At 40.0% G+C, this 14,794-nt stretch carries 12 protein-coding genes; 3 read left to right on the top strand and 9 right to left on the bottom strand.

The window, feature by feature from the left end:
• Positions 1-42: 42 nt before the first annotated feature.
• From mgrA to WG905_RS06705, 5 genes are all read right to left on the bottom strand, one after another.
• Positions 43-1,044 (bottom strand): L-glyceraldehyde 3-phosphate reductase, encoded by a 1,002-nt coding sequence (gene mgrA, locus WG905_RS06685; protein WP_339590929.1) that lies wholly within the window; start codon positions 1,042-1,044, stop codon positions 43-45.
• 140 nt (positions 1,045-1,184) lie between these two features.
• Positions 1,185-2,531, bottom strand: coding sequence for a Gfo/Idh/MocA family oxidoreductase (locus tag WG905_RS06690; protein ID WP_339590930.1), 1,347 nt, complete (start codon positions 2,529-2,531; stop codon positions 1,185-1,187).
• Between the two features lie 28 nt (positions 2,532-2,559).
• Positions 2,560-3,135, bottom strand: coding sequence for a hypothetical protein (locus WG905_RS06695; protein ID WP_339590931.1), 576 nt, complete (start codon positions 3,133-3,135; stop codon positions 2,560-2,562).
• A 266-nt stretch (positions 3,136-3,401) separates the two neighbouring features.
• A complete protein-coding gene (locus WG905_RS06700) occupies positions 3,402-3,581 on the bottom strand; it encodes a histone H1 (RefSeq protein WP_339590932.1) in 180 nt (59 codons plus the stop codon).
• A gap of 200 nt (positions 3,582-3,781) precedes the next feature.
• On the bottom strand, positions 3,782-4,540 hold the full coding sequence (locus WG905_RS06705; protein WP_339590933.1) for a phosphatase PAP2 family protein: 759 nt from the start codon (positions 4,538-4,540) through the stop codon (positions 3,782-3,784).
• A 410-nt stretch (positions 4,541-4,950) separates the two neighbouring features.
• Between WG905_RS06705 and WG905_RS06710 the strand changes: the two genes are divergently transcribed.
• Positions 4,951-6,018, top strand: a complete 1,068-nt coding sequence (locus WG905_RS06710) for a dipeptidase (RefSeq protein WP_339590934.1) — start codon at positions 4,951-4,953, stop codon at positions 6,016-6,018.
• Between the two features lie 20 nt (positions 6,019-6,038).
• Here the strand turns inward: WG905_RS06710 and WG905_RS06715 are convergent, their stop codons facing one another.
• Positions 6,039-6,494: a PA2169 family four-helix-bundle protein gene (locus tag WG905_RS06715; RefSeq protein WP_339590935.1), complete on the bottom strand. Its 456-nt coding sequence runs from the start codon at positions 6,492-6,494 to the stop codon at positions 6,039-6,041.
• A gap of 142 nt (positions 6,495-6,636) precedes the next feature.
• Between WG905_RS06715 and WG905_RS06720 the strand changes: the two genes are divergently transcribed.
• Together WG905_RS06720 and WG905_RS06725 are read left to right on the top strand one after the other, a co-directional pair.
• On the top strand, positions 6,637-7,833 hold the full coding sequence (locus WG905_RS06720; protein WP_339590936.1) for a PQQ-dependent sugar dehydrogenase: 1,197 nt from the start codon (positions 6,637-6,639) through the stop codon (positions 7,831-7,833).
• Positions 7,830-8,810, top strand: coding sequence for a gluconolaconase (locus WG905_RS06725; RefSeq protein WP_339590937.1), 981 nt, complete (start codon positions 7,830-7,832; stop codon positions 8,808-8,810). The genes WG905_RS06720 and WG905_RS06725 overlap by 4 nt, the downstream gene beginning before the upstream one ends.
• Here the strand turns inward: WG905_RS06725 and WG905_RS06730 are convergent.
• From WG905_RS06730 to WG905_RS06740, 3 genes are read right to left on the bottom strand one after another with little or no spacing between them, the layout of a single operon-like run.
• Positions 8,791-9,879, bottom strand: coding sequence for a Gfo/Idh/MocA family protein (locus tag WG905_RS06730; protein ID WP_339590938.1), 1,089 nt, complete (start codon positions 9,877-9,879; stop codon positions 8,791-8,793). The two genes, WG905_RS06725 and WG905_RS06730, sit on opposite strands and share 20 nt — an antisense overlap.
• A 5-nt stretch (positions 9,880-9,884) precedes the next feature.
• Positions 9,885-11,342, bottom strand: a complete 1,458-nt coding sequence (locus tag WG905_RS06735; RefSeq protein WP_339590939.1) for a Gfo/Idh/MocA family protein — start codon at positions 11,340-11,342, stop codon at positions 9,885-9,887.
• A gap of 28 nt (positions 11,343-11,370) precedes the next feature.
• The gene (locus tag WG905_RS06740; protein ID WP_339590940.1) at positions 11,371-14,793 is read right to left on the bottom strand and encodes a DUF1080 domain-containing protein; all 3,423 of its coding nucleotides are present in this window, start codon (positions 14,791-14,793) and stop codon (positions 11,371-11,373) included.
• Position 14,794 lies beyond the last annotated feature (1 nt).

Consider the following 14,794-nt stretch of genomic DNA (forward strand, 5'->3'; position numbering starts at 1 on the left):
TGGTTTCATCAGTATATAGTTCGTTATTTAATGGTAATGAAGCTAAAGTGCTTCCTGTATAAGTATATTTTCAATGGAAAGCAGTTCTGACTCATCAAAATGCATACAATCCATACACTTTAAAGAATCGGCAAGTTGTTCTGGTCTACTGGCTCCAACGAGTACTGAGGTAATTCTTTTATCTTTCAACAGCCATGATAATGCCATCTGGGCCAAATTCTGCCCTCGTAAATTGGCAATTTCATTTAACTTTTTAATTTGATGCACTTTTTCTTCGGTAATTTGGTTGGCTTGCAAAAATCCATGAGCCTTAGCAGCTCTGGAATCCATGGGGATGCCATTCAGGTATTTATTTGTTAACAATCCTTGTGCCAGAGGCGAAAATGGGATGCAACCTACCCCTTCGTGTTCCAAAATATCCATCAACCCTCCTTCTACCCAACGTTCAAACATAGAATACTTAGGTTGGTGAATCAGGCATGGGGTTCCCATCTCTTTTAAAAGCTTTATTGCCAGCTTTGCTTCCTCAGCTCCGTAATTGGATAATCCTATGTAAAGTGCCTTCCCCTGGCGGACAATTAAATCAAGGGCAGCCATTGTTTCTTCCAATGGGGTTTCAGGATCTGGGCGGTGGTGATAAAAAATATCCACATAATCAAGGTTCATTCTTTTTAAACTTTGATCAAGACTGGATACCAGGTATTTTTTTGAGCCCCAATCTCCATATGGACCTTCCCACATGTGGTAGCCTGCTTTGGTGGAGATGATCATTTCGTCACGGTAACCTTTGAAATTAGCCTTTAATATCTTGCCGAAGTTTTCTTCAGCCGAGCCTGGAGGAGGACCATAATTATTGGCTAAATCGAAATGGGTTATACCTTTATCGAAAGCCAGTTTAAGGATGTCACTCGAATTTTCTAAAACATCTACATGCCCAAAGTTATGCCATAAACCGAGTGATATAATAGGAAGTTTTATTCCGCTGTTGCCACAACGTCGGTATTGCATTTGCTGGTATCGGTTCGCTGCTGGTAAATAGGTCATGAAAATAAAATTGAATGTGATTTGCTACTAAAATAACAAAGTAAATTAATTTTAAAACAAAAAAGGTCAGCATTTAGCCGACCTTCTTATTTAATATGCTATTAGTTGCGATGTATCAGAAATATTAGAATATAAGTAAATTAATAATCATCGTTCAAAGCAAAAATTGGTTTCTTGGTCATCCACTTTCCTCCGGTAAAATCAGGGAAATCAATTGTTTCATTTCCAAGTTCTATGGATTGTTCACTCAGCGGTGTAATTGCGCTCCAGGCAGCACCATCATATACATCTAAAGGTGTTTCCGTATTTCTTTTAGCGGCTTCAACAAAAGCATGCAGTACGAAGAAATCCATTCCTCCATGTCCGGCTCCCTGCGCATCATTTCCATATTTCTTCCACAATGGGTGATCATATTTCTCGAACCATACTTTTGCATCATCCCATTTGTGTGCATCACTTGTGCCCTCTACATGAATGCTCTTGTTAAGATCCATCCATAAACCTTTGGTTCCTTGCACCCTGAAGCCTAAAGAATAAGGTCTTGGTAAGTTAGTGTCATGCTGTAAAATGATAGTTTCACCATTGGCACAGGAAATTGTTGTGGTTACAATATCACCCAACCTGAAATTTACTTTAGCATTCGGATGATTTTCACCACCGTTTTCGACGATATAATTATGAAGGCCTCTTGCTTTAGTAGAGAAGGAATTTAATTTGATGAAGCGGTTTCCGCGATTGATGTTTATACATTGAGCAACCGGGCCAACACCATGTGTCGGGTATAAATCTCCATCACGGAAAACACTGTGATTTGTTCTCCATTTTGCTTCTGAGAATCCTTTTTCATTAAATTCTACGCCTTTACCTCCAGCACCATCATTAAATTTTATTGGCCTTAAATCATGCTGATAACCACCTTGAAGATGTATTATTTCACCAAATATGCCTTGTCTTACCATATTGAGCACCGCAAGCACATCTCTTCTATAACAAACATTTTCCAGCATCATCACATGGGCACCATGTTTTTCCGCTGCATGGACTACATCCCAGTGGTCTTGTAATGTTATTCCTAAGGCGACTTCAGTCCCAACATATTTAACCCCAGCTTCAATAGATCCAACAATCATCGGTTTATGCCATTCCCATGGGGTAGCAATCACCACTGATTTAAGATTTTTAATTTCCAGCATTTTTTTCCAGGCGTCATCATTTCCTGTAAATACTTTTGGCATTGCTTTTCCGCTTTTTGAAATGATCTTTTTCGACATCTCCAGCATTTTAGGATCTACATCACAGATAGCAACCACTTCAACGTCGCTTCTTTTTAATAATAAATCCAAGTGACCCTGACCCCGTAAGCCTACACCAATGATTGCTATTTTAAGCTTTTCACCTGCAAAACTAGCAAAAAGTGATTTTTCCGGCATTGCCGTTAAAGCTGCTGCAGTTAAACCGCTAGTTTTAACAAAATCTCGTCTGTTCATAATTCTTCTTTAGTTCAGATTATTGTAGTTATAAATAATTTTTAATTGATTTGTGTCCTTGCATACGTAAAGAATTGAATTTCAATGTTGATAGATTGATATCCCCTTCCCAATCACTGGTTTTTATTTTGTCGGTTTTTACAATTGATAAAGTTAAACCAGCGTTATCAATAGCTTTCAGTTTGGCGTGTGTCATCCCATTTTTTAGTGGGTTTACAGTTAAAACCAGTTGAAATCCTTCTTTTAATTTTTCGATTGGTAATGTTCTATGATCTGTAGTCTGGTCGATAAAAAGTTGACCTGAACCATGATATCCTAATTCAATACCACTACTTTGTGTACCATCTTTTATGCCTAACTGTAATACCGAAGCCACCAGGTCGGCGTGGTTAAAGTTAATACATATTGTAAATGCATAAGCCGTTGAAATTTCTGGCTTAATACAATCCATGTATTCAGTTCCCTCCCAAACCTGCTCCATTGCAATCGTTTCATCCTGCCTGAAATAGCTGGAAAGGTCCAGAACTGGGTCAGGTTTAATTGAAACAGGAGCATTTGTAGAAATTCCTTTTAAAAATAGATTAAAGATGTCTCTTCGCTGCATTTTTAGGGGTTGATTACATGTTTAGGCATTACAAGGTAAAAAAAAAATGCTTCCTTGATAAGGAAACATAGAAGCAATTGTTGCACAAACGTTTGCATGCCTTTGTAATGAAGTATAAAATGATGATTAAAAGATTTTTGTCGCTGTGTTCAGCTGTAATTTTATCATTGGCCTTGGGATGCCAAATGTCCTGTAAAGGAGCTTGTAATGGTATTAAAAAACAAAACAACCTGCATTTGGCAGGTTGTTTTGTTTACAGCCATTGCTTATTTAGCACTGTTTTTTTTCTCAGTTACTTCTGTACGAATATCTTGAGCTAATACTTTTAAATCTTGCATTGCTTTACGAACTCTTGTTCCAGCAGCACCATTACCTGAATTGTAGAATTTCTCAATATCGACCTCAACTGAAGCGACAAGTTCTTTAAGTTTTGTGAAGTTTTCCATTATTTGCTTTTTAATTTATTGCCAAATATATACTTTTTACTAAAAAAACCGTCATAGTAGCAATTTAAAGTGCATTTTTTTGATTTTCATAGGTAAAAACAACGATTTATACATATGTCGGCTATCACTTCTGTAAAAAAAATATCACAAAAGTATATAATAGTTCATCATATTACGCTTCAATTCTTATGGTGAATAAATTAAAATCTTCCTGATATAGATACGCCTAAAACTCCATCTTGATAAGCTGGAACAGCTGTAAAATTGAAATCCTTCTCCTTATTTACCAAAAGTTTCTTTAAATGGGGATAAACTACATAAGCCAACTTTGTAGATAATACACCTACCCCCGCACCAGCGACCACATCACTAAACCAGTGGTCGTTACTATAGATTCTTAACACGGAGGTAGCAGAGGCAACCGTATACCCAGCAATACTGTACCATGGTGATAGATCCCCGTATTCTTGATTGATGAGTTCTGCGCCGGTAAAAGCGATGGCCGCATGCCCGGAAGGGAAAGATTTAAAATCATAGCTATTGGGACGCTCTTTGTCGATTATATTTTTTAATATTTTAGTGCTTCCTACAGAAACGACTGCTGTCAGCAATACCAGGGAAGTTTTTTCTTTAACGTCATGCTTGCCTTTAATTCCTAATAATTCATAACCATATAAAGCAACAAAGGGGGCATACCTTAAGTAATCATCTGCAGTTGTATGAAAGGTTGGCCTTCGGTCATTTCTCCTTTCCGCAATATCTTGGTCTAAATTTTTAAGTGGCCCGTCACCAAGGGCAACAACACCATAACTAATGGCAATTATTGCTGGCAAAAATGTTTTGAATTTTAATCGGTCTTTTTGTGTAATGGTTGTATCGCTGTACTGCGAAAATCCTTGCAATGGAATGGTGATAAAAAAACTGATTAAAGTAAATAAAATGAGAAAGGTACGTTTCATTTGTCTACAGTTAGGTTTTCATCCGGATACTATTGTTTTCATGTAATGAAGCTAATTTTTATGCAATATACATAGTGATTTGTAGTCTTTTATTATAGTTTTCTTACTGATCAGTAAATAATGACAAGTGGTTTGCTAAACAGCGCGTTGACTCTTGCCTTTACCTGGCAGGTACTCAAGTCGGAATTGCTATCGGTTTTCCGGTACCAGGTCGGTAGCAGGTCCGACTTATACCCCTGTTCCTTCCGTCTTGTTTTCTATTCTTATTTGAGTTTCCTTTAAGGGTGTTACAATGTCTCTTTTAAGTATCCCTTGAGCAACTTTCATCTCAATTTAAAGTGATGCATCCATACGTTGTACGCTAGCAGCTGAAACAGTTGAAATTTTGTTATAATTTACTAACTTCCGGCATGAAAAATTTGATGTTCTTGCTCCCCCTTTTTATAGCCTTACAATTATCTGCCCAAAAAAACGCCAAAAAAATTCACGAGAAAGCTTTGGTTATAGATGCACATAATGATGTGTTGTTGAATCAGATGGTGAGTGGTGTTGATTTATCTAAACGATTAACAACAGGGTATTTCGATTTGGTCCGGGCTAAAGAAGGCGGATTAGATGCTCAAATTTTTTCTATCTGGTGTGGCGATGATTACGGCAAGGGTCGGGCTTTTGCTTTGGCAAACCGGCAAATAGATTCACTTTATGCTTTAATAGATCGCAACCCTGATAAAATTGTATTGGTGCGCAACAGTACAGATCTAAAAAAGGTAATCGCACAAAATAAAATGGCTGCACTTATCGGCGTTGAAGGCGGTCATATGATTGAAGACCGAGTGGACTATGTAGACAGTCTGGCTAAACGTGGGATGTGTTATCTGACACTGACGTGGAATCACAGTACATCCTGGTCTACTTCTGCTTATGACGAAACTTTTAAGCGTGACAGCCTTCCGTACCTGGGCCTAAACTCGCTCGGTAAACAAATAGTGAAACGGTTAAATAAACTAGGGGTCATGGTGGATGTTTCTCATGTGGGGGAACGTACTTTTTATGATGTATTAGCAACGACCAGCAAACCTGTAATTGCATCCCATAGTAGTGTTTATGCAATTGCTGCCCACCAACGAAATTTAAAAGATGAGCAATTAAAAGCCATTGCTAAAAATGGCGGCGTTGTATTTGCTAATTTCTACAGTGGCTTTTTGGATCCTACTTATAAGGAATCGGCACAAGTTCGGCCACCATTAAGTTTATTAATTAAACACATTGACTATATGGTGAATTTGATTGGTGCAGATCATGTTGGCATCGGTGCAGATTTTGAAGGTGCTGAATCTTTTCCTTTGGGCTTGGATGGCGTGCAGGATTACCCTAAAATCACGGCAGCGTTATTAGATTTAAATTATTCAGAAAAAGACATCAATAAAATTATGGGTGAAAACTTACTACGGGTACTTAAAGCTAATGCCGGTAAGTAAAAACAGGCATTGGCATGTGCTTAAGTACTTCTTTGAATTAATAAGCCCTCCATTTCTTTCAGGGCATTAAGTATTCCCTCTCTATGCGTTTTTAATAACTGCATATGATCTGCATGTGAAGCGTAGTCAGCGATATATTTATCATATTTTTCAAGGGCTGTTTTTTCGCCGGTGATAACGGCTTCTAATATAGCCACGTCTTCTTTTGAACTTAGCGACTGTTTAACGTCTATCCAGGTGCGGTGCAAAGCGCCTAATATTCCACCCTCTTCATTATTGGCAACTCCGCCATGGGTGGCAATATGGGTTTTTAACTCCTCGGCATAACCTGCGCGTTGTGCAGCGTATTTTAAAAAAGCACCCTGAAGCTCAATCTTATCTGTTATTTCACAAGCAGATTCATAGCCTTCCTTTCCATCGTTTACGATAGATAATAAATTTTTGAGGTCACTTATAATTTCGCTGTTTGTTTCCATGTGTGGTTTTTTTTAGTATTTATATAACCTTTATGCCTTCAAATAGTTTTAAAACTGCTGCTGTAACCCGGTCAACAATTGTGAATTTTCAAAAACCTTAACTATAACAAGCTGTTTTTAAAGAACTTAAAATTTAAAGGCCATGAAACATAAATTAATCATGCTCCTTGCTGTTGTGTTTATATCCAGTATCGCATTTGCACAACTAGGTCTGCCCCCAAAAGCTAAAACAGGTACCGTAAGTTATACTAACTACCCCCGTCATGTTGATTTTCTCCCTAGCCTGGTCAAGTATTTGAAAGTGCCCAAAGGTTGGGAAGTCCGGGTTGCTGCGAGTGGTTTAGGTAAACCCCGAATGCTGTATCCAGGCCTTTCCGGACGGCTTTACATCACCCGTCGTGATGCGGGCGATGTGCTCATGCTGACAGATAAAGATGGTGATCATAAATTCGAAGACCTGGTTACGGTAATTTCTGATTTTAAAGGGGTTCATGGCATTACCATTAAAGAGGGATGGATTTATCTTTGCAACAACAATGAACTGCGGCGTTACCCTTTAAACAGCGATGGTACCCTTGGCCCAATGGAATTACTGATTAATGATTTACCAAGTGGCGGCCAACATCCTAACCGAACTATAGCCTTTGGCCCCGACGGAATGCTTTATATCAGTGTGGGTACGCTTTGCAATGATTGTATAGAAAAAGATAAGGAAGCAGCGAGCATATTGCAGGTTGACCCGAAGACCTGGACACGCAGGGTTTATGCCAGTGGTTTACGTAACACCATAGGCTTTGATTTTCATCCGGCAACTGGTGAAATGTGGGGCATGGATAATGGTGCAGACACAAAAGGGAATAAATGGCCACCTGAAGAGCTGAATAATATTATTGATGGTCGAAATTATGGTTACCCCTTTGCCTACGGCTTTAATAAATTGGATAAAACTAGAGAAGATCCTCCAGGTGATACCAAGAAAGAGTGGATAGAAAATGCCACCCCATCTATCCTGAATTTTAAGGCACACATGGCGCCAATTGCCTTTAAATTTTTTAACGATTCAACCAATATTCCTTCCGATTTTACCGGGGATGCACTTGTAGCCTGGCATGGCTCCTGGAATAGTAAAAAACCGGTGGGCTTTAAAGTGCAGCGTATCCTGTATGAAGATGGTATGCCTATACGTGCTAAAAATTTCTTAACCGGTTTTCTGGCACCAGGTGGTAAGGCCCGCTTTGGAAGGCCTGCTGGCATCACCATCACATCAAATGGTGTAGTGTACATTTCTGATGATGCTAATGGAGTGATTTATGCAATTTATAGAACTCAGGAATTATGAAAACGATAAGATCAATGTTTATTGGCTGTATCTTCCTCATGGGGTGTGTAGCCGTAGGGCCTTCTGAAAGGATAAGTTTTACCGCTCCTGACGCTTATCCTGAAGGACTGGTATTTGATAGCCTCCGAAATGTTTATTATGTATCTTCCGCCCGGACGGGCACCATAGGCCTGGTTACGCCCGAAGGAGAATATTCTATTTTACATGCCGACAGTACCCTCAAATCAACCTATGGTTTAAAAATTCACCCCGATGGAAATCGTCTGTTTGTTTGTGTTGGTGATGCTAATTACAGTAAATTTACGTCTGCTGATACCAGGAAGAAAATGATCCGGTTGATTAGTGTGGACATTGAGTCCGGTCAAAGGCTGTCTGATATTGATTTATCTGGTTTATTACCAGGCAACCATTTCGGCAATGACCTTGTTTTCGACGACCAGGAAAATATTTATATGACGGATAGCTATGCGCATGCCATATATAAAGTTACCCCCAGTGGTGAGGCAAGTGTTTTTGCAAAGGATCCTAAATTTGAAACCGAAGGTGTAGGCATTAATGGAATAGTTTACCACCCTGACGGGTTTTTACTGGTAGACAATACGAATACAGGCCAATTGTATAAAGTTGCACTCCATAATGCGCAACAGATTGAAAAGGTGACTTTCAATCAATACTTTGTTGGTGCCGATGGGTTATTGCTTACTGCTCATGATACGCTGACCGTGGTGGTTAATGGCGGTAATGACAAAGTGTATCAATTAAAAACAGAAGATAATTGGAGAACTGCAAGGTTGTGTGGTACAACTTTATTACTGGAGCGATTTACTTATCCGTCTACTGCAACAATAAACGAAGATGAAGTATGGGTAATGAATGCTGAATTCAATGAATTACTTGACAGCAATGCAGTCCCATCCAGCATCTTCGCTATTCAGAAAGCTGAATTTAAAAAAGTTCCTAAGCGGAAACTGAAATGATTTTTCCGGTTCTCACCGACTCATCACAGGCAAACGCAATGCGTAAACTATTAATGGCATCTGCTGTTGGCTCGGTAAGATCTATATCTTCTAAAATTGACTTTAAAAAATACCGTTGTTCCCGGTTACAAAGTTCCTGGTGGTCTGGCTCATCAGTCATGTCTATCCAACGGTCTGGCTGCGCAAAAGCATCCTGATCGTCCAATGTGGCATAATGTACTTTAATGGAGTCTGTTTTTGTATGGGCATCGATAACGGCTGAATTTCCCGTAGCTGCTGCTTCTTTTGCCACAATTGAAACTGAACCCTTAGGTCCGAAAACATCTTTTATAAAAAAGGCAGTCTCACTGATCATCGGCCCCCAGCCTGCTTCATACCAGCCTACTGAACCATCCTCAAAGCGAATCTGGAGCTGACCGTAATTGTAATTTCCTTCAGGGATATCTTCCGTGAGCCTGGCACCGATAGCTGACACCTGTACAGGTTTTGAGCGTGTCATCTGGCACATCACATCGATGTAATGCACTCCACAATCAACGATCGGGCTTAAACTTCCCATCAGGTTACGGTGGACCATCCATTTTGCTCCGGAACTTTGCTGATTAAGGTTCATTCGCATGACTAAAGGCTTGCCCATTTCTGCAGACAACGCTATAAAGCGCTGCCATGACGGATGGTAGCGCAGGATGTAACCTACCAGTAATTTCCTGTCATATTTTTTGGCCGCTGCCGCCACCCGTTCAGCACCTTCCAGTGAAGCAGCAAGTGGCTTTTCTATAAAAACATGACATCCATATTCAAAAGCTTTGATAGCATAATTTTCATGGGTATCGGGGTAGGTGGAAATGCATACTGCATCTGGCCGGGTATTTTCCAACGCTTCCTCATATTCGTCAAATAAAGGGTATGCTCCTCCTAATTTTTCGTTCAAAACGACTTTACTATTTCCCCTGGATACCAGGCCACAAATTTCAAAGCCTGCTAATTCATGATAGGCAGTAGCATGGGATGCCCCCATGTTACCACAACCTACCACTAATACACGTAAATTCTTATTTTCTACTGCCATAAAATTTATACACCCAGGCTCCAGCCCTGACGGTATTCCCTTTTTACAAATTGGTTAACAGGATCAAAATTTGTCACTCTTAAACTTTCTTTATCCCATAGCAGTTTAATATCCCTGCCAGGATAAGTAAAGCCCTTACCATCCGCCCTTGGAATTTGAACATCCGTACCTCTGATAGCCAGGTTTGCAATGAGTAAGGTTTCTGTAAGTGGACCAGCTATTTCAAAGGGAGAACTCAGTTCTTTCTTGCCATATCCAGCAATACAGGCCTCAACCCATGACCAGTAATGACCTTCTACTCCACCAGGTACTCTTTCTGAACTTTGCTTAACGCGTACTTCATTAGTGCGTGATAAAGGTAAAAGTCTTGGGTTCCCGCCATAAACATCACAAACCATTTTCCCTCTTGTTCCTTCAAATAAAACGCCGTTTGCCCCAAAAGGCTCATTAGGTCCTAATTCTTCCGGACGTGTCGGTTTAATGCCACCGTCCATCCAATGCATTTCCAAATCGTCTTTGGTTTTTTTAGTTTTTTTGAAAGTTAAGGTAACGTGACTTGATGGCGGACAGCTATCGGGGAAGAAACCTCGCTTAAATTCGTCCAGGTAAATACTACCCACACTACATTGAACTTCGGTTGGGGTATCTAAACCTAATATGCTAAAAGGCACTTCTACCAGATGGCAGCCCATGTCACCGATCGCGCCCGTACCAAAATCCCACCAGCCTCTCCAATTAAAAGGAACAAGCTTATCAACAAAAGGCTTTTCCTGAGCACTCCCAAGCCAAAGGTTCCAATCCAATTCTTTAGGAACCTCAGCAGTGGTAGTTGGCCACATGATTCCCTGTGGCCAAGAAGGACGATCTGTCCAGCAATAAACAGTTTTAACTTTGCCTATTACGCCTGCATCCACCCAATCCTTTAATTTTCTTACACCATCACCCGAAGCACCCTGGTTACCCATTTGGGTAACCACTTTATAACGTTGTGCAGCGAGTGTTAGCTGACGGGCTTCATAGATATCATGAGAAAGTGGTTTCTCTACGTATACATGTTTACCTAATTGCATTGCCGCCATAGCGATCATTGCATGGTTATGATCAGGCGTAGAAACCACCACGGCATCAATATTTTTGGCTTCCTTGTCCAGCATTTCCCTATAGTCTTTAAAATACTTTGCTTTAGGGAAATTCTTTACAGAAGCAGCCGCTCTGCGGTCATCAACATCGCATAAGAAAGCAATGTCAGCTTTTCCGCCTTTATAAATGTTATTTAAATTGCTTTGTCCTTTTCCACCAACTCCAACTCCTGCAACATAAAGACGGTCACTTGGGGCTAAAAATCCTTTTCCCCCTAGAACGTGTCTTGGAACAATCATGAACCCAGCAGCAGCAATTGCCGTATTTTTAATAAAGTTCCTTCTGGAATTTGTTAAAGCTGAATTTTTATTGTCTTCGGTCATATGTTTATACTGTATATGCTAATTAATGTTATTTCTTACTTAAATCTTTGACGCGGATATTTCTGAATTGCAATGGTGAACCATGTCCTAAAAATCCAATATGGCCACTGTTACGGAATATTCCCGGGTGAGATTTTTTGTCTGCAGTGCCATTTTTCCGTGCTTCAGTAAGGTCCCCATCAAGTATAACGCTACCATTTAGGATTACCTTAATTTTCGGGCCCTTAACAATTACTTCCTGATAATTCCATTCACCTGTGGGTTTTAGAAAACCTCTTTTCGCTGGCAGGATGCCGTAAACAGAACCATGGTACTGATAAATATGAAGATTTTTATAAATAGGCGCTTCATTATCCAGAATCTGTAACTCCATTCCACTGTAGGCAGCATCTCCAGTAAGTGGTGCCCTGATACCTAAACCATTGTTAGCTCCAGGTGTTAATTGAAATTCGAAGCGGAATACAAAGTCACTGTATTCGTCTTTGGTAAATAAATTACCACCTGAACCTTTTCCAGGTTTTGGGCGAATAGCTATATTTCCATCTTCAATAATATAGTCAGTTGTATTTCCAGTCCATTGGTGCATATTGGTACCATCGAAAAGTACTTTAAAGCCTTCTTTTTTTTCAGCAGCACTTAATGCAAATGGCTTTGCTCTTGGAATTTCCCTGATGAAAATATCGCGGTATGCAATTGGCGATCCATGTGCCTGTAATTCGATTTGCTCTTCTGCGAAAATAGGCAGACTTCTGTCCCAAAAGTTCTCCAGGATTACATTGTCAGTAACCAATACACCATTAAGGTATACAGTAACACGGTCACCTTTCATTAAAATCCTAAAAGTATTCCATTCATCGAGCTTGTTGTCAGCAACGATTAAAGGCTTGCTTTCATTCGCTTTATTATTATATAAACCTCCGGATCCTACTTGGGCACCATCTTTAACCCGGGCATTGTCCCAAATTTGAACTTGTGGGGTTCCACGCAAATAGATACCAGCATCACCATTTTGCTTCTTGTCGTCAATAATTTTCCAGTCAACAAGCATTTCAAAATCACCGTATTTTTTAACTGTAGCTAGGTTGTCACCTTTACTGGCGAAAAATAATTCACCGTTTACTACTTTCCAGTTCTCCATCATTTCCCCATCTGCCTTTTTTTGCGCTGCAGTTAGAGTCTTGGCATCCATAGCTGCTCTTTTTATAGGATTAGCTACTAAACCTTTCCAGCCTTGAAGGTCTACCCCATTAAATAAGGCAACAAATCCTTCGCCTGCTGGCATTTCTGCAAGAAATTTGCGAATGGCTTCTTTTTCGTATTCGCTATCACCACCAGTTTTTACACTAAGCGTTTTGTTTAGTAAATTTTTTACGATTGTACCGGAGAAAGATTTATCTGACAAAGCGATATTCATCACGGTATTTGCCGCTGTTTGTTGTAACGCTGAATCATCAAGGTACTTACCCGCAAAGATCAGGGAGTTCATCGTTTTGGATTGTTCTAAATCCTTTAAGATCATTTGCTTTTGTGCCGTTGTTTTGGCAATAACCATAGCTTCACGTAGCTTTAGCAAGCGCTGTTCTCCAGGGTACGAAGCTGCTCTTACAGAACGAAGGTAACCTAGTAAGGCTTGGTTAAAATCTTGATCATCTTTGGTTTCGCGGGCAATTTTAATAAGATTTTCAATTGCACCTTCATCAGTCCATGAGGCTAAAGCCGCCAATGCTGATTTTTTATTTTGGGTGTCGCCTGAATAATAAGCCTCAGAAATAGCATCCAATGACTTTTTACCACCTAAACTTCCAAGAATTTTATAGTATAGAGGTTTTCTATCCTGAGGGGCTGCTGCCATTTGCTGCAATACCATATCTACCTGCGGCGAGTTATCTTTATTTCCTTTTACGGCAGCGATGATTGCATCTTGAACGGCTGTTAACTCTGCCGGTTCGCTTGTTTCATTTAACAGGGTAAACAGTTGTGGTAGGTCCTTATTTATAGCCGTTTGTTTAAGTGCAGCAAAAGCCGCTTGCCTAACATCAGCATTTTTATGTTTTAACAGACTGTATATACTGCCTATCTGCTCGTTGGCAGCACGGGAAGCCAGGATATTAACCAGCGCAATTTGTACCGGTGCTTTTGACTTTGGAATATAGGAAGCTATTTTCTCAGAAATTTCTTTTCCTTTCATCCTTAGAATAGCATCACTTGTGATTGCTATTGTAGAGGAATCTCCTTTACGCATTACTTTATATAAATCATCCAAGACCTGCACCTCTCCTATTTCGGCTGCTGCTTGTATAGCGGCAAACTTTAAATCCTGGTCTTTGCTTTTCATCAATTTCAGAATAGCAGGCAAAGCTTCCTTAGACTTACTTTCTCCAAACATATTTACAATACCAGCCTTTGTCGCTGAATTTGCTTTGGATAGTTTTGAAAGCCATACTGAAGTTGTTGTTGGGGTAAGATACGGTTGAGCAAACTTCAACGCCGCCTCACGATATTTCGTGTCTTTATCATCTGCAGCTTTTAACAGCAATGCGGTACGGTTGTCTGGCTGGCCATCGATAAGGATCTTCAGTGCCGCAGTACGCGTATGCACTTGATTGTCTGCAAGTGCTATCTGCGACAACTGCTGTGCGATTTTTACAGCCAGTGTGTTATTACCCTCTTTTAATAGATTTTGTGCATATAGAAGGTTGGCCGATAACGCGTCGGTGTTTTCATACAGGTAATTTGCTTTTTTGGAAGCAGCATTGAAAACAGTTTCTGATGATGGATCAGCAATAAGTGCCAATGCAAATAGGGTTACTTTGTTCTGCTTCTCATCTGCACTTTGTGCCAATGGATTTAACGCCGAAACCGCTTCTTTTGTACGGCTCATTCCTAACGCTTCGATAATAGATAACTTCGCTGGTTGTTGTGCTTTTGGCAATGCAGCCAATAAAGCAGCTTTAGCTGCCGTGGAGTTGACTTTTACCAAAGCCCTGGAAGCTGCATCAGCAAGTTGTGCATCGGTTAAATAAGGTTGAAGGGTGGCAACAGCATCATCTTTACCAATCAGTTCTAACTGACTGATTAAGAACTGTATGTTCTGCTTATCTGAGATGTTTTTTAAGGCTATGCTATAAGCTTTTACAGCATTACTTCTTTCACTTTCCTTTCCTGGCTGCATCACATAGGCAGAATAGCCGCCAATAGCATATTCTATTAGCGCATTATTCCCTTTTCCTGCAGGGCTAAGGCCATTAATCAGGCTAACCAAGCCGTTTTCTCCCAATTGGGAGATTTCCACCATGTTTCCATTAAGCTGTTTGAAATCCTTTGCAGGCAGCTGAGCTAATAGATCTGCTATTCTTGTGGTTAAAGTTCGCTGATCAGTGCTTGTTTGAGCAATAGTTGAATGATGTAATCCTATCGCAATCAATAGGACGAAAAATATTTTTTTTATCATT

It is taken from the genome of Pedobacter immunditicola, from assembly GCF_037482985.1.
GTDB lineage: Bacteria > Bacteroidota > Bacteroidia > Sphingobacteriales > Sphingobacteriaceae > Pedobacter > Pedobacter immunditicola.